Source organism: Paracoccus marcusii, assembly GCF_006151785.1.
Lineage (GTDB): Bacteria > Pseudomonadota > Alphaproteobacteria > Rhodobacterales > Rhodobacteraceae > Paracoccus > Paracoccus marcusii.
The window spans coordinates 1-16,943 of record NZ_VDDD01000076.1 but is presented as its reverse complement, the minus strand read 5'-3'; the positions used below and the strand labels follow the sequence as shown (position 1 = coordinate 16,943).

Annotated in this window: 16 protein-coding genes and 1 pseudogene; 5 read left to right on the top strand and 12 right to left on the bottom strand. The window is 66.8% G+C overall.

Annotation, left to right across the window (positions count from 1 at the left end):
• Positions 1–244 (top strand): hypothetical protein (locus tag FHD68_RS19390; protein WP_208863769.1); only part of this gene is annotated, 244 nt, incomplete at its 5' end.
• Between the two features lie 336 nt (positions 245–580).
• Here FHD68_RS19390 and FHD68_RS12270 read toward each other — a convergent pair.
• From FHD68_RS12270 to FHD68_RS12250, 5 genes are all read right to left on the bottom strand, one after another.
• Entirely contained in the window at positions 581–1,687 is a 1,107-nt protein-coding gene (locus tag FHD68_RS12270) for a DUF481 domain-containing protein (RefSeq protein ID WP_244297849.1), read from the bottom strand.
• A 354-nt stretch (positions 1,688–2,041) separates the two neighbouring features.
• Positions 2,042–2,524 (bottom strand): transcription antitermination factor NusB, encoded by a 483-nt coding sequence (nusB, locus tag FHD68_RS12265; protein WP_139085859.1) that lies wholly within the window; start codon positions 2,522–2,524, stop codon positions 2,042–2,044.
• The gene (locus FHD68_RS12260; protein WP_046000249.1) at positions 2,521–3,063 is read right to left on the bottom strand and encodes a 6,7-dimethyl-8-ribityllumazine synthase; all 543 of its coding nucleotides are present in this window, start codon (positions 3,061–3,063) and stop codon (positions 2,521–2,523) included. Before FHD68_RS12260 ends, nusB begins: the two co-directional genes overlap by 4 nt.
• A gap of 4 nt (positions 3,064–3,067) precedes the next feature.
• Positions 3,068–4,186 carry a 3,4-dihydroxy-2-butanone-4-phosphate synthase gene (gene ribB, locus FHD68_RS12255; protein WP_127898072.1) on the bottom strand — a complete coding sequence of 373 codons (1,119 nt, stop codon included), beginning with the start codon at positions 4,184–4,186 and terminating at the stop codon, positions 3,068–3,070.
• 22 nt (positions 4,187–4,208) lie between these two features.
• A complete protein-coding gene (locus tag FHD68_RS12250; protein WP_127898071.1) occupies positions 4,209–4,817 on the bottom strand; it encodes a riboflavin synthase in 609 nt (202 codons plus the stop codon).
• 188 nt (positions 4,818–5,005) lie between these two features.
• Here FHD68_RS12250 and FHD68_RS12245 point away from each other — a divergent pair, with 188 nt between their 5' ends.
• From FHD68_RS12245 to FHD68_RS12235, 3 genes are all read left to right on the top strand, one after another.
• Positions 5,006–6,352: a capsule biosynthesis protein gene (locus tag FHD68_RS12245; RefSeq protein WP_084697318.1), complete on the top strand. Its 1,347-nt coding sequence runs from the start codon at positions 5,006–5,008 to the stop codon at positions 6,350–6,352.
• Positions 6,353–6,503: 151 nt separating this feature from the next.
• Positions 6,504–7,598 (top strand): polysaccharide biosynthesis/export family protein, encoded by a 1,095-nt coding sequence (locus tag FHD68_RS12240; RefSeq protein ID WP_232303314.1) that lies wholly within the window; start codon positions 6,504–6,506, stop codon positions 7,596–7,598.
• Positions 7,599–7,602: 4 nt separating this feature from the next.
• Positions 7,603–9,606 carry a capsular polysaccharide biosynthesis protein gene (locus FHD68_RS12235; protein WP_127898069.1) on the top strand — a complete coding sequence of 668 codons (2,004 nt, stop codon included), beginning with the start codon at positions 7,603–7,605 and terminating at the stop codon, positions 9,604–9,606.
• Here FHD68_RS12235 and ribD read toward each other — a convergent pair whose 3' ends face one another.
• Both ribD and nrdR read right to left on the bottom strand, forming a co-directional pair.
• Positions 9,607–10,617, bottom strand: a complete 1,011-nt coding sequence (gene ribD / locus FHD68_RS12230) for a bifunctional diaminohydroxyphosphoribosylaminopyrimidine deaminase/5-amino-6-(5-phosphoribosylamino)uracil reductase RibD (protein WP_280115172.1) — start codon at positions 10,615–10,617, stop codon at positions 9,607–9,609.
• A complete protein-coding gene (gene nrdR, locus FHD68_RS12225) occupies positions 10,614–11,078 on the bottom strand; it encodes a transcriptional regulator NrdR (RefSeq protein WP_045982052.1) in 465 nt (154 codons plus the stop codon). Before nrdR ends, ribD begins: the two co-directional genes overlap by 4 nt.
• A gap of 163 nt (positions 11,079–11,241) precedes the next feature.
• Here nrdR and FHD68_RS12220 point away from each other — a divergent pair, with 163 nt between their 5' ends.
• On the top strand, positions 11,242–11,913 hold the full coding sequence (locus FHD68_RS12220; protein WP_127898067.1) for an SDR family oxidoreductase: 672 nt from the start codon (positions 11,242–11,244) through the stop codon (positions 11,911–11,913).
• Here the strand turns inward: FHD68_RS12220 and FHD68_RS12215 are convergent.
• The 5 genes and pseudogenes from FHD68_RS12215 to FHD68_RS12195 all read right to left on the bottom strand — a co-directional run.
• The gene (locus FHD68_RS12215) at positions 11,904–12,329 is read right to left on the bottom strand and encodes a secondary thiamine-phosphate synthase enzyme YjbQ (protein WP_127898066.1); all 426 of its coding nucleotides are present in this window, start codon (positions 12,327–12,329) and stop codon (positions 11,904–11,906) included. The two genes, FHD68_RS12220 and FHD68_RS12215, sit on opposite strands and share 10 nt — an antisense overlap.
• Positions 12,326–13,729, bottom strand: a complete 1,404-nt coding sequence (locus FHD68_RS12210) for a DNA recombination protein RmuC (protein ID WP_127898065.1) — start codon at positions 13,727–13,729, stop codon at positions 12,326–12,328. Before FHD68_RS12210 ends, FHD68_RS12215 begins: the two co-directional genes overlap by 4 nt.
• 63 nt (positions 13,730–13,792) lie before the next feature.
• Positions 13,793–14,218: a BLUF domain-containing protein gene (locus tag FHD68_RS12205; protein ID WP_127898064.1), complete on the bottom strand. Its 426-nt coding sequence runs from the start codon at positions 14,216–14,218 to the stop codon at positions 13,793–13,795.
• On the bottom strand, positions 14,208–16,181 hold the full coding sequence (gene rpoD, locus FHD68_RS12200; RefSeq protein ID WP_127898063.1) for an RNA polymerase sigma factor RpoD: 1,974 nt from the start codon (positions 16,179–16,181) through the stop codon (positions 14,208–14,210). The genes FHD68_RS12205 and rpoD overlap by 11 nt, the downstream gene beginning before the upstream one ends.
• A gap of 150 nt (positions 16,182–16,331) precedes the next feature.
• Positions 16,332–16,943 (bottom strand): annotated as a pseudogene (locus FHD68_RS12195) (DNA primase); the annotation flags it as partial.

Sequence of the window (16,943 nt, the reverse complement as noted above, 5' to 3'; positions counted from 1 at the left end):
GGCCCCTCCAGCGTTCCCGCCTTCGGTGAAGCGGTGTTTAGGCCCGAGAACAAATGCACGCAACAAGAAAATGGCATCCCCACACGAAAAACTTCATAAAGCACTGATTATGAATGATTTTTATCAGAAGAATTCTGCTTCTATCTGCGCTGCAGGACAGAATCAGGTTCACCGCTGGACCGACTCAAGACCGCCGACCCGCATCTCGCATAAGGGCGGCGCCCCCGATGCGGCCCCACCTTGATTAATATGCGGCGCGGGCCTAGATTTGAGTTGTGGCGGGCTTCTGCTCTTCCCGCGTATGGCCAAATTTCCACTGGCCTATAAGTTTTCCGAGGGCGCTGGCTCTGTCGTGACCCTGGTCACGTTACCCGGTGCCCACCTGATATATCAGGCTTTCGGGAAATCTGTCGCCGTCGCGGTCGCTGCGGTTCCCGCCACACCCTCCCCACTCCCATCCATGCAACACCTCTCAGCAGAAGACGCTCGTCTGCTGCAGTCCTGTCGAAGCCATGGCGCAATATGCAAAAGGGCGGCCCGAGGGCCGCCCTTTCGTCATCCAATCATCCCGTGGGATGGATCAGAAGCCATAGACCACTGCCAGACCGACGGTGTTGTCGGTGCGGATCGCACGGTCTTCCTGGTATTCGCTGGTGTAGCTCACACGGGTCGCCAGCTGCTCGGAGACGCGGAAGTTCACGCCGAACTCGTTGGTGATCACGTCAGCCGAATCTTCCGAACCCAGGTAGTCGGTGTCGTTGGTAATGAAGATGTTGTCGTTAAACCGATGGTACAGACGCGACGACGCGATGTAGCCGACCGAAGTGTCCGACGACGACGAGACGCCAACGGGGATCAGATCGCCATCGGGGCCCTCGACCAGATCAAAGCCAGCTTCCTGCGCACCGGTCTTAGTGTAACGGACGCCAACGCCGGCCTGTACACGCCAAGTGGTTTGGTCGGAGTTAAGGATGCGGTAACCGGGACCAAAGCCCAGGAACGCGTCGGTGCGGAAATCGCTGAACTCGTCTGCGAAATCTTCATCGGTCTGCGACGGGCTGTTGCGGACGCCGTCGACCAGACCGTTCTGGTTGATGCGGCCCAGGGCGAAGGCGTACAGCTGGTCGTTGAAATAGTACTGCGCGTCATAGATCGCGGCGACGTCTTCCTGGTCCTTGTTGCCGAAATCGTCTTCACCGAATTCCAGCGACAGGCCGACGCTCTGCGCGAACACGCCTTGGTTGTAGTTCACACGACCACCGATCGCCAGATCCTGGTTGTCGGTGTTGCCGGTGCGGCCGGTGTAGCTCAGCGACATGTTGCCGAACAGACCCTGGCGACGGTCGGCGGGGCCGAAGCGGTCAGCGTCATTGTCACGGTCGAACGCGTCGGTCACATCTTCTTCGATGTCGGTGATGCGGTCGTTGATGGCCGACACGCCGGCAGCGTCGGCGCCGGTCGCGATCTCGGATTGCGCGAATGCCGGAACCGACAGGGCGGCCAGGATTGCGGCGGTGCTGGTCAGCAGCGTAACTTTTTTCATTTTCGTCGTCCTCACGAGCTGAGTAGGATTGTCCCGGCCCCGTTCCGGGCACCAGAGCATCTCTGCTGGGACATCAATTAGCGCCCCCCCCTTTCGGTTCAAAGCCCACCGCATTTCTTCTGCAAGTCGCGCAATCGTGAGCATGCTTGGGTCTTGACAGAAAACGGCGAAACCTTGCCGAAAACGACGTGTAATGTTTGGTGATGCAACTTTTTCGCGACTTGACGAACCTACTTGGAACGCGACGTTTTTATGGGTTTCGTTCCATGCTGTCGCTTAAGGCCGCAAAAACAACCGACTGAAACATCAGCGTGAGTGCCTCAATATTGGGCAAGATATTGACGGCGTTCAGGCATCATAAATGTTGCACAGATGCCACGATCCCGCTGTCAGAATGACACGACGTGCAAGGCGTCTGTCAAGCAAATGAACCCGTCCGTCCAATGAAAACGGCCCGGATCAGGGATCCGGGCCGCATCGTCATGACGGGACGATCCGTCAGCCAAGGGAATCAGGTTTGAAGTCACGCGCCATGTGGTCCAGCACGGCATTCACGAAGCGCGCCTCGCGGCCGTCCGGAAAGAAGGCATGCGTCAGCCGGACGTATTCGGTGATGACCACCTTGGCGGGTGCACGTTCGGCCACCAGTTCGGCGCCAGCGGCGCGGAACACGGCGCGCAACACCGGATCGATCCGGTCGATGGGCCATTTAGCCACCAACCCGCGGTCGGTGGCCTGGTCGATCTTGGACTGCCACATGACGACGTCGTCGACGATGCGGGTGAACAGCGCCTCGTCGGCCTGATCGGTCGGGCCGTCGCGGTCGTCGAAATCGATGCGGAAGTTCTGGAATTCGCGCGTGACACGGTCTGCGGACTGACCCGCGGCCTCCATCTGGAACAGCGCCTGCACGGCATACATCCGCGCCGCGCTGCTGAGGGCGCGCCGGTCGGGCCGCTTGTCCTGGTCGTGGTCGGTCATGCCTTGCCCTGCCCTTCAAGTTCGCCCGCCAAGCGGATCACGTCATGGGCCGCAGCCTTTTGCGGTGTCGCCGCCCAACGGCGCGCAAGTGCCACCAGATGTAGCGCGGCCGCCGCGGCGCCCCCGCCCTTGTTCTGACCCGCCGGGTCCGCGCGGACCTGAGCTTGGGCCATCGTCTCGACCGTCAGGATTCCGTTGCCAAGGCAGACGCCCTGCAGCCCCAGCAGCGTCAGCGCGCGGGAGCTGTCGTTGCAGACGGTGTCGTAATGCGTTGTCTCTCCGCGGATGACGCAGCCCAGGGCCACGAAGCCGTCGTACTGACCGCTGCGGGCGGCAAGGCCCACGGCGGTGGGGATCTCCAGCGCGCCGGGCACCTCGATCACGTCAAGGCTGGCGCCCGCGGCATCCGCCGTGGCGCGGACGCCCGACAGCAGGCCGTCGGTGATGTCCTTGTAATAGGGTGCCACGACCGCCAGCAGGCGCACCGGAGCATCCAGACGCGGCAGCGCCAGTTCGTGATGTTGCGTGTTCGAGGCCATGTACCTAGTCCTTGGGGATAGGCCGGGTGGAATGGATGGAAAGGCCGTAGGCGTCAAGCCCAACCACCTTCACCGGCGCCGAATTGGTCAGCAGGATCAGGTCCGACAGGCCAAGGGCAGACAGGATCTGCGCGCCCAGGCCGTATTGACGCAAGGTATGCGGCCCGACATCGCCCGGATCGGCGATCGCATGGGACAGGTCGCGGATCAGCACGACGACGCCCCGCCCCTCGTCGGCGATGGCCTGCATCGCCGCGGGCAGGCTGCCCGCGCTTTCGCGCCCGACGCCCAGCACGTCGTGCAGCGGGTCCAGCGCGTGCATCCGCACCAGCACCGGCTCGGGGGTCGTCAGGTCCCCCTTGATCAGGACGATATGCTCGCTGCCCTGCGTCTCGTCCGCAAAGACCCGCATCATCCAGTCGCCGCCATGGGCGGAATGAACCGCCTTCTGCGACCGCTCGGCGATCAGGTTGTCGTGGCGGCGGCGATAGCGGATCAGGTCGCTGATCGTGCCGATCTTCAGACCGTGGCGCTGCGCGAAATCGACCAGGTCGGGCAGGCGTGCCATGCTGCCATCGTCGTTCATGATCTCGCAGATCACGCCCGACGCGTTCAGCCCGGCCAGGCGGGAAATGTCGACCGCGGCCTCGGTGTGGCCCGCGCGGACCAGCACGCCCCCGTCGCGGGCGCGCAGCGGAAAGATGTGGCCCGGCGTCGCGATATCGGGCGCGCCCTTGGTCGGGTCGATCGCCACGCTGATCGTGCGCGCGCGGTCGGCGGCGCTGATGCCGGTGGTGACGCCTTCGCGCGCCTCGATGGACATGGTGAAGGCGGTCTCGTGCCGGCTGGAGTTCTTGGGGCTCATCAGCGTCAGGCCCAGGGTCTCGATCCGGTCGGCGGTCAGCGTCAGGCAGATCAGCCCGCGCCCATGCGTCGCCATGAAGTTGATGGCATCCGGTGTGGCCATCTGGGCGGGAATGCACAGATCGCCCTCGTTCTCGCGGTCCTCGTGGTCGACCAGAATGAACATCCGGCCGTTGCGGGCTTCGTTGATGATGTCCTCGATCGGAGAGATGGCGGCCGATAGGTCGCGTTCGACGGGTCCGGGTTCTTCGAATTGCATCTGTTCGTCCTTCACGCAGGCGTCACGCGCCGATCGGTTGTCCGGCTTCGGCCAGCCGCGCGACATAGCGGGCCAGCGTGTCGATTTCCAGGTTCACGACATCGCCCACCGCCGCATCGCCCCAGGTGGTCACCTGCTGGGTATGCGGGATCAGGTTGATGCCGAAGCTGTTGCCAAAGACCTCGTTCACGGTCAGCGAGGTGCCGTTCAGCGTGACCGACCCCTTCTGCGCGATGAAGCGTGCCAGGTCCGCGGGCGCCTCGAAGGTCAGGCGCAGGCTGTCGCCGTCCTTCGCGGCGGCGGTGATCTGGGCCACGCCGTCGACATGGCCGCTGACGATATGGCCGCCCAGCTCGTCGCCGACGCGCAGCGCGCGTTCCAGGTTCAGGCGCTGGCCCACGGACCAACCCTCGGCGCCGATGCTGGTCTTGGACAGCGTCTCGGCCGAGATGTCGACGTCGAACCAGTCCGGGCCCTTGGCCACGACCGTCAGGCAGACCCCGTCGCAGGCGATCGAGGCGCCCAGATCCACGCCCGCCATGTCATAGGCACAGCCGATGCGCGCGCGCATGTCGCCGCGCATCTCGACCGCGCGGACGATGCCGATATCCGTGATGATCCCCGTGAACATCGCAGCCCTTCCCTGATGATCCTGGTTCGAACTAGGCCATCGGCCCTGTCCGTTCAAGCACCAAGCCCCCGCCCCCGCGCCGGGCCGCTAAAGCTTGATGCACAAAATGATGGATCGGTGGGGCATGACATGGCATGTCTGACGCATGGCCCCAGGCATTGCGGCCGCCCCTCCTTTTCAAGTCGACCATGATTCAGACCGGCGTCACCCCCCTGCCCCAGACCTCGCACGCGCCGACGGGCCGCGTGTCCGCGCAGGGTGATCCGGTCTTCCTGATGCTGCAGGGGCCCCATGGTCCGTTCTTCGACCGCCTTGGACGGCTGCTGCGCGCGGCGGGGGCGGTGGTCTGGCGCTGCGGCTTCAACGCAGGGGATGAGTTCTTCTGGTCCGACCCGAAAAGCTTCATCCGCCATCAGGGCAGCGTCGACGACTGGCCCGACCATCTGGCGGCGATCCTGGACGACAAGGGCGTGACCGACATCGTCCTCTACGGCGATGTCCGCCCGATCCACGCCACCGCCCGCCGCCTGGCCGCAGCCCGCGGCCTGCGCGTCCACGTGTTCGAGGAAGGCTATCTGCGTCCCTACTGGGTCAGCTATGAACGTCAGGGATCGAACGGCAACTCGGTTCTGATGCGCATTCCGCTGGCCCAGATGCGTGCCGCGCTGCGCGAGCAGATCAACGAGGTGCGCCGCCCACCCGCCCATTGGGGCGATATGCGCCACCACAAATTCTATGGCGCCTTCTATCATTTCCTGATCCTGGTCGCGAATGGCCGGTACCGCGCCTATTCGGGGCATCGTGCGATCGGCGTCGTGCAGGAATTCCGCCTAAACCTGCGGCGGCTGGTGCTGGCCCCGGCCTACAACCTGGGCCGCGCACTGCAATGGCGGCGCCTGCGCCTGTCGGGCTGGCCCTACAACCTGGTCCTGATGCAGCTGGAACACGATTCCAACTTCTTGGGACATTCGCCCTTCACCCGCAACGCCCAGTTCGTCCGCACCGTGATTGACGGGTTCGCCCGCGCAGCCCCCCGACACCACCACCTGATCTTCAAGGCCCACCCGCTGGAGGACGGTCGCGCAGGGAACCGCGCCGCCATCCACGCGGCGGCTGCCGAACATGGGGTGTCGGACCGCGTACATTACGTCCGCGGCGGCAAGCTGGCCGAGATTCTGTCCCATGCCCGCGCCGTGGTCACCGTCAATTCCACCGCTGGCCAGCAGGCCCTGTGGCGCGGGATTCCGGTCAAGACCCTGGGCCGCGCCGTCTATGACAAGCCGGGGCTGGTGTCCGAGCAGACGCTGGAGGAGTTTCTGGCCGATCCTGACGCCCCGGATCCGCAGGCCTACCGCGTCTTTCGCGACTATCTGCTGCAGACCAGCCAGATCCCCGGCGGCTTCTATGCCAGTCGGTCGCGCGCCCACGCGCTGCGCCTGGTGGCCGACATGCTGCTGTCGCCGGACGACCCCTACCAAGCCCTGGCGACCGGCCGAATCCTGCCGCGGCAGCAACTGGCGGACCGCCATGGCTGAAAGGCAACGCCCCGCCGACATTGCTCAAGATGATATAGCCTGTCTTTGCGGACAGGGTTACAGTGGATGCAAACCGGCATACAAGGCCGGAACCAGACAAAATGGAGTATCAGAGGTGACAGTTTTATCCCGGTCGTCGACCACCCTGCGGATGCTGATGATCGCGTCAATGAGCCTTTTGGCCGCTTGCGCGCTGCCCCGTTCCGGCCCCAACAAGAACGAGATCTTCAACGGCGCGGTCGAACGCGGCGGCAACACGCAGGTGATCTACGTCAACGACCACGTCACCCGTGCCTCCGCCTTCGCACCCGCCTACGGGTTCTCGAACAGCTTCCGCAATGCCGGACAGGTCGGCGCGGACGAGATCCGGGCCGGCGACACGCTTGGCCTGTCGATCTGGGAGAACGTTGATGACGGTCTGCTGACCTCGCTCGGCGCCAGCTCGACCACCCTGACGGAAATCCAGGTGGACAGCGACGGCTTCATCTTCGTGCCCTATGCCGGCCGGGTCCGCGCCGCGGGCAACACGCCCGACCAGCTGCGCCAGGTCATCACCGACGCGCTCAGCGCGCAGACCCCCGACCCGCAGGTGACCGTCCAGCGCGTCGCCGGCAACGGTGCGACCGTGTCCGTGGTGGGCCGCGTCGGCGCTCAGGGCGTCTATCCGATCGAGCGCCCGACCCGGTCGCTGTCGGCCATGCTGGCCCGTGCGGGCGGCGTCGCCATCGAGCCCGAGGTCGCCGTCGTGACCGTCAAGCGCGGCAACGACAGCGGCCGCGTCTGGCTGACGGACCTCTACAGCAGCCCCACCAACGACATCGCCCTGCGTCCGGGTGACCTGATCGTGGTCGAGGAAGACCAGCGGACCTTCACCGCCCTTGGCGCTTTGGGCGGCCAGACCCGCGTGCCCCTGGGCAACGAGGTGATCAACGCGGCCGAGGCCATCGCCATGGTCGGCGGTCTGACCAGCGCCCTCGCCGACCCCACCGGCGTCTTCGTCCTGCGCGACGAGCCGGAATCGGTCGCCTCGCGCGTCCTGGGCAAGCCGGTCGTCGGCACGCAGCGCTTCGCCTATGTCCTGGACCTGACGCGCCCCAACGGCCTGTTCCTGGCCCGCGACTTCGTCATCCGCGACGGCGACACCGTCTATGTGACCGAGGCGCCCTACGTCCAGTGGCAGAAGACCCTGTCCGCCGTCACCGGCAGCGCCGCCACCGCAGACAGCCTGTCCAGCATCGGCAACTGATCTGCTGCCGACGCCGCGAGACGATCGTTCAGCCGCCGGGGAAACCCGGCGGCTTTGCGTTTTCAACCTTGGTTTCCTGACCCGCCCCCGGATCGCACGCATCCTGACGCTGGCCGGCCACCGTCCGGTCCTGGCCCTGCCCCGGCCTGGCGATGCGGTGGGCATCTGGGGCAATAGCCCGACGGCATGGCGCGGTCGGGCCATTGCGCAACGCCACGGCTACCCGCTGATCACGGTCGAGGACGCCTTGCTGCGATCGGTTCTGCCCGGCCGGGCGCGGGGGACACTGGCGGCTCGCGGTCCGGTCGGACTGATCATCGACCCCCAGGGGCTGCATTTCGATCCTGACCGGCCCTCCCGCCTGGAACACCTCATCGGACAACCGCTGGCACCCGCCACGCGCGACCGCGCGGTTCGCCTGCTGGCCCGGCTGCGCGCGGCGGATCTGTCGAAATACAATCTTCATGATCCCGACGCGCCGCTGCCGCCGCCCGGCTATGTACTGGTCATCGACCAGACGCGGGGCGACGCATCCTTGCGCGGCGCGGACCGCGCTTTGTTCCTGACGATGCTGCAGGCCGCGCGTGACGAACATCCCGGCTGCCGCATCGTGATCCGCACCCATCCCGAAACCGCGGCGGGGCTCCGGCCCGGCCATCTGACCGCCGAGGACCTGCGTCCCGGCGACACGCTGTGCGACGGACCGGTATCCCCGTGGCGACTGGTCGAGGGGGCCGATGCGGTCTATGCCGTCAGCTCTCAACTAGGATACGAGGCCTTGCTGGCCGGGCACCGACCGCGCCTGTTCGGTCAGCCGTTCTATGCAGGCTGGGGCCTCAGCGATGACGAAACCCCCCCCGCCCGGCGCGGCCGCGCCACGCGCGAGGCATTGTTCGCCGCCAGTCACCTGACCGGGCCCACATGGTACGACCCCTGCCGCGACCGGCTGACCGATTTCGAAGGCGCGGTGGATCAGATCGAGGCCGAGACCCGCGTCTTTCGCCAGGATCGGCACGGCCACACGGCCCATGGCATGCGTCTGTGGAAGCGCCGCTTCCTGGCCCGTGAATTCGGCGATGCCCGCCCGCTGCGTTTTGCGGCTGAACCCGGCCCGAAGGTGACCTTGGCTTGGGCCGGGGCTGCGCCTCAGGTGCCGCAGGCGATCCGGGTCGAGGACGGCTTTCTGCGATCGAACGGCCTCGGTGCCGCGCTGACCCCGCCCCTGTCGGTGGTGGCCGACGATCTGGGGATCTATTTCGACCCGACCGCGCCCTCCCGGCTGGAGGCGCTGATCTCTCGCGGCCCGCCGCCCTGCGGACGCGACAGGGCGGAACGGCTGATCGCCGCGCTGATCTCCGCGCGGCTGACCAAGTATAATCTGGGCGGGACCGTTGACCTGCCCCCACGCGACGGGCGCCGCCGCATCTTGGTGCCCGGACAGGTCGAAGATGACGCCTCGATCCTGAAGGGCGCAGGCGCCGAACGGACCAACCTGACGCTGCTGGCGCGGGTGCGGGCGGACAATCCAGATGCCTGCCTGATCTACAAGCCGCATCCCGATGTCGAGGCAGGGTTACGCCCCGGCGCGATTGATGCCGCATCGCTGGCGGCCTTGGCTGATCATGTCGCCATCCACGCCGATCCCGTCACGATGGTCGACGCCGTGGACGAGGTTTGGACAATCACCTCGACCCTGGGGTTCGAGGCGCTGCTGCGCGGCAAGCCTGTGACGGTGCTGGGTGCGCCCTTCTATGCGGGCTGGGGGCTGACCCGCGATCTGGGCCCCCTGCCCGCCCGGCGTCAGGCGCGCCCTGATCTGGCGGCGCTGGTCCATGCCTGCCTGATCGCCTATCCCCGCTATCGCGATCCGGTGACGGGCCTGCCCTGCCCGGTCGAACTGGCGCTGGAACGGCTGGCGGAAGGACAGGCGCATCCGCCACCGGCCCTACGGCTGCTGGCCAAGGCGCAAGGGGCGCTGGCCGGACATGCCTGGATCTGGCGCCGCTAGTCAGGCGCGGGTCCAGCGATGGAACAGATCGCCGCCAATGGCGCGCGTCTCGGCCAGGCGAAACCGCGGTGCCTGGGCCAGATGCGTCCAGCCGGTCGGACCCAAGAACGGCCGCGCCTCTGCCCCAAGCGCCAGGCCGGCAGTATAGCCGACCAGTTGATCGACCAGCCCCGCGGCCAGCAGGCTGGCAGCCAGCCGCCCGCCCCCTTCGCAAAAGACCCGCGTGATGCCGCGCGCCCCCAGATCGGCCAGGATCTGTGCCGGGGGCCCGTCGACCCGCCACAGCGGCCCGTGATCGGCGTCCTGCGGCGGCAATGGCGGCAAGGCCTGTGCCGACACGACGATGCGGACCGGCTGCTGTGGCGTGCGGATGCCGCGGACGTTCAGATGCGGCAGGTCCGTGCGTGCCGTCGCTCCGCCGACCATGATCGCGTCATGCTGCGCGCGCAGGGCATGGACATGTGCGCGGGCGGCGGGCCCGGTGATCCATCGGCTTTCCCCGCTGGCCATGGCGATGCGCCCGTCCAGGCTGCTGGCCAGCTTCAGCGTCATGAAGGGGCGGCCGGCGGTGATGCGCAGCAGGAACCCCGCCTGTAGGTCCGCGGCCTGGTCCGCCAGCACGCCTTCGGTCGGCGGAATGCCAGCATCGCGCAGCATCTGGTGACCCCGCCCGGCCACGCGCGGGTCCGGGTCGGTCAGCGCCGTCACCACCCGCGCAACGCCCGCACCGACCAGCCCCGCCGCGCAAGGCGGCGTGCGGCCGTGATGGGCGCAGGGCTCCAGCGTGACATAGGCAGTGGCGCCCGCCGCCAGCGGACCCGCCTGGTCCAGCGCCATGCGTTCGGCATGCGGCCTGCCACCGGGCTGGGTCCAGCCGCGCCCAACCACACGCCCGTCGCGCAGCAGCACGCAGCCCACCGCGGGGTTCGGCCAGACATTGCCCAGACCGCGCCGCGCCAGGCGCAGGGCATGGGCCATGTGCCGGGCGTCGTCTGTCGGATCGGGGGTCAATCGTTGGCGGCGCCGGGGCGCAGCTCGGACACGAACTTGTCGAAATCGTCCGCGTCCTGAAAGTTCTTGTAGACGCTGGCAAAGCGGACATAGCCGACATTGTCGATGCGCGACAAAGCCTCCATCACGATCTCGCCGATGGTCTTGGACGGGATGTCGGTCTCTCCGGTGCTTTCAAGCCTGCGGACGATGCCGCTGATCATCTGTTCGATGCGTTCCGGCTCGACCGGGCGCTTCTGCATGGCGATGCGGATCGACCGGGCCATCTTGTCGCGGTCGAAATCCTCGCGGCGGCCATTCGTCTTGACCACGACAAGATCGCGCAGCTGGACGCGTTCATAGGTCGTGAAACGCCCGCTGCAGGACGGGCAGAAGCGACGGCGGCGGATCGCCACGTTATCCTCGGCCGGGCGCGAGTCCTTGACCTGGGTATCGACATTTCCGCAAAACGGGCAGCGCATTCCGTTGTCCCTGTGCCAAGGCGATCCACCGTCACTATAGGCACCTTGGCAGGGATTGGGTAGCTTTATCCACAGCCCACAAGATAGGCCCCCTGGAACCTGTGGCCCGAATGCCGCGTTGCCGCCCGTAATTTCCTGCGGGATTCAACCGATTGAGGCATCCATGACCCAGACCCTGTTCATCACCGGCGCCTCCTCGGGCATCGGTGCGGCGACCGCGCGCACCGCCGTCGCCGCCGGCTGGAACGTCGCGCTGTTCGCCCGGTCCGCGGACAAGCTGTCTGCCCTGGCGGAGGAACTGGGCGACCGGGCGATGGTCGTCAGCGGCGATGCCACCGACATCGACGCGCTGACAGCCGCCGCGGCCCAGGTCGCCGACCATTTCGGCGGCATCGACGCGGCCTATGCCAATGCGGGGCGCGGCCTTTCCAAGCCGGGGACCGAGGCGGGCGATCTGGACGACATTCGCGGGATGATCGACCTGAACGTCATGGGCGTTGTCCTGACGGCGCGCGCCCTGCTGCCGCATCTGCGCAAGACGCGGGGAACGCTGGTGCTGACCGGGTCCGCGGCGGGACGCCAGCACATCAAGGGATCGATCTATGGCGCGACCAAGTGGTTCGTGCACGGCTATGCTGGCAACTTGGCCGAAGAGATGCGCGAATGGGGTGGGCGCTGCTGCGTCGTGGCGCCGGGGATGGTCGACACCGCGTTCTTCGACGACGGCGCCCCGGACAAGCTGCAGCCGGACGATGTTGCCGCCGCCGTCATGCACATGATCACCGCCCCGGACCGCGCCGCGATCCGCGAAGTGTATCTGATGCCTCAGGCCTGAGGCGCGAACATCGCCACGACCTGACGCCGATGCGGGGCGCGGCGGTGTTCCACCAGATAGATGCCCTGCCAGCGGCCCAGCATCATCCGACCCCGATCGACCGGGATCTGCAGGGACGTTGGCAGAACGGCCGCCTTCAGATGCGCGGGCATGTCGTCAGGCCCCTCATAGCGGTGCGTGATCCAGCCCATCGACGGATCGTCGGCGGGCGGGGCCAGCCGGGCCAGCCATGCCAGCAGGTCAGCCTGCACCTCGGGGTCGGCATTCTCCTGGATCAACAGAGACGCGGACGTATGCTGCACGATCAGGGTCAGAACCCCCCGGACCGCGCCGCCGGAACGCAGCCAATCGGCTAGGTCCGCAGTGATGTCGTGACAGGCGGGCCCCTGCGTGGCGACGGTCAGGACATGCATCATTCGGCGGCCTCCGGGCCCAGCAGGGCATCGTCGCGGTCATGGTCAAGGTCGATCTGCTTGCTGGCACGTGCGCCCAAGGACCGCAGCATCTCGACCTGACGGATGACGTTGCCGGACCCGCGCGTCAGCCGGTCCATCGCCTGACCGTGGGCGCGGTTGGCCTGGTCCAGCGCGCGGCCGACGCCGTCCATCGCCTCGACAAAGCCCGCGACCTTGTCATACAGCTGCCCCGCCCGGCGCGCGATCTCCAGCGCGTTGCTTTCGCGCCGCTCGACCGCCCAGATGTGATCGACCGTGCGCAGCGTCAGCATCAGCGTCGTGGGCGTCGTCAGTCCCACGCGGCGTTCCATCGCGAATGCCGCCAATGCCGGATCGGCCCGCAGCGCGTCCGAGAACGCCCCCTCGATCGGGATGAACATCAGCACGTAATCGACGGAGTTGTCGTCCATCCGCTGATAGCCCTTGCCCGACAGCGTGGCGATGTGCGTGCGGATGGCGGCCACGTGACGGCGCAGCGCCGCGGCAGAGGCCGCCGGATCGTCAAGCGTCACCGAGGCCTCGTAATCGTTCAGCGACACCTTGCTGTCGATGACCATGACCTTGCCGCGCGGCATCTTGACCACCACGTCGGGACGCCACAGCTTGCCGTCGTCGTCGCGCCAGCTGGACTGCAGATCGTAATGCGTCCCGGCCATCAGCCCCGAATCCTCCAGGATGCGTTCCAGAACCATCTCGCCCCAGGCACCCTGCTGCTGCTTGTCGCCCTTCAGGGCACGGGTCAGGTTGACGGCCTCGCGGCTGATCTGTTCGCTGCGGTTGTGCAGGGACAGGATCTGTTCGCGCAGGCGGGCCGATTCCTCGTCCAGCACCTTGTTCCGGGCCTGCAGCTCTGTCTGAAACCGGCCGACCTGATCGCGGAACGGGGTCAGCAGGGCCGCCAGCTGGTCGTTCTGCAACCGCTGCAGGTCGTCCTGCTGCGTGCGCAGCGTCTCTGCCGACAGCAGCTTGAACTGTTGCGTCATCTCGGCGCGCAGTTCCCGAAGGGTGGCGACCTCGCGCGCGCTGGCCTCGGCGTCCTTCTCGGCGCGCAGGCGTGTTTCGGCCAGACTTGTCTCCAGCTGAGCCGCCTGCCGGCGGGCGTGATGCAGCGCGTCGGTCAGCCCGTCCCGCTCTTCGGTCAGATCGGCAAGGCGGGCATCCTGCGCCTCGGCCCGGGTCTGCGCGCGGGTGCGGTCCAGGTTCGCCTCGTGCAGTCGATCCTCGGCCAGTGTCGCGCGCACACGCATCCGCGACAGTGCCACCTGCCCGCGCCACCACAGCAGCAGCGCCAGCGCGACCGCCAAGGCCGGCCCGATCACCGTCATGTCGGAAAGCCACGCCCCGGCATCGTCGAACTGCATCCTGTCATCACCCCGTCGTTTCGGGGCAGTGTTCACAGTTTGTGCCGCAAGCGCAAGGCGCTGTCAGAGATCGAGGCCCATCATGAAGGCGACCACGCCGCCCGCATAATCCCCGCGATGCACGGTCGAACTGTCGGACCGTGCGAACCAGTCCATCAGCGATGCCCTGTCCCGGTCCGAGAAACGCATCCGCCAATCCTGAAAGCGCCGGTGATCCAAAGCGCCCTGGTCCAGAATCTCGAAATCGCGATGACGGTCGTCGTCCATCAGCGACGCCACCACCTTCCGCAGGCCGTCGGCCGGTCCCTCCAGCCACTGGAAGAACAGGCCGTCCTCGTGGTGCAGGCATCCGGTCAGGCCAAGCGACTGGTTGCGGTGGCGCGCGGTGCGCAGGATGTCCTGCATGGTCGAGCCGTCCAGACCGGCACGCGCGGTGCTGCGGTAGAGGACAAAGCCCAGGCCCTGCAGGTCGTCCAGATCACTGGTCAAGGAAGGACCGCAGCTTTCTGCTCCGCGACGGATGCTTCAGCTTGCGCAGCGCCTTGGCCTCGATCTGGCGGATGCGTTCGCGGGTCACGCTGAACTGCTGGCCGACCTCCTCCAGGGTGTGGTCGGTGTTCATGCCGATGCCGAAGCGCATGCGCAGCACCCGTTCCTCGCGGGGCGTCAGGCTTGCCAGGACGCGGGTCGTGGTCTCCTTGAGGTTCTCCTGGATGGCGCTGTCCAGCGGCAGGACGGCGTTCTTGTCCTCGATGAAATCGCCAAGCTGGCTGTCCTCCTCGTCCCCGATCGGGGTCTCGAGGCTGATCGGCTCCTTGGCGATCTTCATCACCTTGCGGACCTTCTCCAGCGGCATCTGCAGCTTCTCGGCCAGTTCCTCGGGGGTCGGTTCGCGACCGATCTCGTGCAGCATCTGGCGGCCGGTGCGGACCAGCTTGTTGATCGTCTCGATCATGTGGACCGGGATGCGGATCGTGCGCGCCTGATCCGCGATGGACCGGGTGATCGCCTGACGGATCCACCAGGTCGCATAGGTCGAGAACTTGTAGCCGCGGCGGTATTCGAACTTGTCCACGGCCTTCATCAGGCCGATGTTGCCCTCCTGGATCAGGTCCAGGAACTGCAGGCCGCGGTTCGTGTATTTCTTGGCGATCGAGATGACCAGGCGCAGGTTGGCCTCGACCATCTCCTTCTTGGCCTGACGGGCCTCCTTCTCGCCGCGCTGGACCTGGCTGACGATCCGGCGGAATTCCTCGATGTCGACACCGACATACTGGCCGACCTCGGCCATGTCGCCGCGCAGACGCTCGACCTGGTCGCGCGACCGGTCGAACAGCGCCTGCCAGCCGCGCCCGGCCTGCGCGGACATGCGGTCCACCCAGTTCGGGTCCAGCTCGCTGCCGCGATAGGCGTCGATGAATTCGCGGCGGTTGATGCGGGCCGCGTCGGCCAGCTTGACCATGCCGCTGTCGATGGTGACGATCCGGCGGTTGATGCCGTAAAGCTGATCGACAAGCGCCTCGATCCGGCCGCTGTTCAGGTGCAGCGAGTTCACCAGGACGACGATTTCCGACCGCAGGTTCTGATAGTCGCTCTCGGCACTGGCCGAGAAGCTGTTGTCCTCGTTCAGCGTCGCGGACATGCGCTGGTCCTGCATGTCGGCCAGCCCCTCGTAGTGATGGGCGATGGCTTCCAGCGTCTCCAGGACCTTGGGCTTGAGGCTTGCCTCCATTGCAGCCAGCGACAGGTTGGCGCCCTCGTCCTCGTCCTCGTCATCCTCGATGCGCAGCGGGTTGCCGTCGGCGTCGAACTCCTCGCGCTTGGTCGCGGCGGGGCTGGCCTCGCCCTCGACGGTCAATTCGACCTCCTCGGCCTCCTCGTCGTCCATGGACTGGCCGAAGGTGGTCTCGAGGTCGATGACGTCGCGCAGCAGGATCTCTTCGTCCAGAAGCTCCTCGCGCCACAGCGTGATGGCCTTGAACGTCAGCGGGCTCTCGCACAGGCCCGCGATCATGGTGTTGCGGCCCGCCTCGATCCGCTTGGCAATGGCGATCTCGCCCTCGCGGGAGAGAAGCTCGACCGATCCCATCTCGCGCAGGTACATGCGGACGGGGTCGTCGGTGCGGTCCAGCTTTTCGGTCTCGCTGGCCGACACGGCCAGTTCGCGCGAACCGGACCCGGTGGTGACGATGGCCCCGCCCTCCGACTCCTCGGCGGCGTCGTCGTCCTCGATGACGTTGATGCCCATTTCGGACAGCATCGACATGACGTCCTCGATCTGCTCGCTGCTGACCTGCTCGGGCGGCAGGACGGCGTTCAGCTGGTCGTAGGTGATGTAGCCACGCTCGCGTGCCTCGGCGATCATCTTCTTGACCGCTGCCTGGCTCATGTCCAGCGTATGGGCATTGTCGTCCTTGTCGGTCTTGTCGTGGTCATCGTCCTTGGCGGCCATCCAGGGCTCCTTCTCGGCGAGATCGTGGGCGGGTGATTCGCATGTGCGTGCGAATCGTCGCAAAGTTGCTTCGGTTCTAACGTGCTTCCCGGACGAATCAAAGGCCGGGCGCGCTGATGATTCGCAACCCCCGGGGGTTGCGAATCGCGGTTACCGCCGGGGCGGCTTGCGCCAGATCTGGCCCGACAGCCAATCCGACAATTGCGCCGACATGGCGTCGCGATCCTCGTTCATGTCGCCCGACGTCTCCATCTCGGGGTTCTCGGCCCGGTGGCGGGCGCGGGTGATCTGGCTGATGCGCCATGTCAGTCCCTCATCGGCCTCTCCCTGGATCTCGGATTCGGCGCGGGGCAGTTCGTGCGTCGTGGCGCGCGCGACCTCGATGCGGTCCAGAAGATCCAGCAGCATCGTCACGGCGCCGTCGTCGTCCTTCCGTTCGATGATTGCGGGCGTCAGGCCCAGATGGGCGTCGCGGCGCAGGGTTTCAAGGCCGCGCCGCCCGGCCGGGCTGTCGGTGTGGGTCAGCAGATCATGAAGCAGCGCCGCGCGGTCCGGGTCGCGCGGCAGCACGCGCTCAAGACGCGCCTCGACATGCGCCACGACCGAAGGGCGCAACGCACAGATCAGCAGGGCGGCGCCCTCCAGCGTCCCTTCTCCCTGCTCCGGGACGTTGATCCCCACCGGCAGGGACGGCGCCCGCGGGGCCATCGAGGCCCCTTGGCGCCGGGCCGGGCCACGCCCGGCCGCGCCCCCCCGCGGGGT

Bases quoted from the DNA above. Each gene is read 5' to 3' on its own strand.
- FHD68_RS12210 (WP_127898065.1), bottom strand. From the start codon at position 13,729: ATGCAGTTCGACGATGCCGGGGCGTGGCTTTCCGACATGACGGTGATC.
- FHD68_RS12260 (WP_046000249.1), bottom strand. From the start codon at position 3,063: ATGGCCTCGAACACGCAACATCACGAACTGGCGCTGCCGCGTCTGGAT.
- FHD68_RS12220 (WP_127898067.1), top strand. From the start codon at position 11,242: ATGACCCAGACCCTGTTCATCACCGGCGCCTCCTCGGGCATCGGTGCG.
- nusB (WP_139085859.1), bottom strand. From the start codon at position 2,524: ATGACCGACCACGACCAGGACAAGCGGCCCGACCGGCGCGCCCTCAGC.
- nrdR (WP_045982052.1), bottom strand. From the start codon at position 11,078: ATGCGCTGCCCGTTTTGCGGAAATGTCGATACCCAGGTCAAGGACTCG.
- FHD68_RS12215 (WP_127898066.1), bottom strand. From the start codon at position 12,329: ATGATGCATGTCCTGACCGTCGCCACGCAGGGGCCCGCCTGTCACGAC.
- rpoD (WP_127898063.1), bottom strand. From the start codon at position 16,181: ATGGCCGCCAAGGACGATGACCACGACAAGACCGACAAGGACGACAAT.
- FHD68_RS12270 (WP_244297849.1), bottom strand. From the start codon at position 1,687: ATGCTCACGATTGCGCGACTTGCAGAAGAAATGCGGTGGGCTTTGAAC.
- FHD68_RS12240 (WP_232303314.1), top strand. From the start codon at position 6,504: ATGCTGATGATCGCGTCAATGAGCCTTTTGGCCGCTTGCGCGCTGCCC.
- ribB (WP_127898072.1), bottom strand. From the start codon at position 4,186: ATGCAATTCGAAGAACCCGGACCCGTCGAACGCGACCTATCGGCCGCC.
- FHD68_RS12250 (WP_127898071.1), bottom strand. From the start codon at position 4,817: ATGTTCACGGGGATCATCACGGATATCGGCATCGTCCGCGCGGTCGAG.
- FHD68_RS12245 (WP_084697318.1), top strand. From the start codon at position 5,006: ATGATTCAGACCGGCGTCACCCCCCTGCCCCAGACCTCGCACGCGCCG.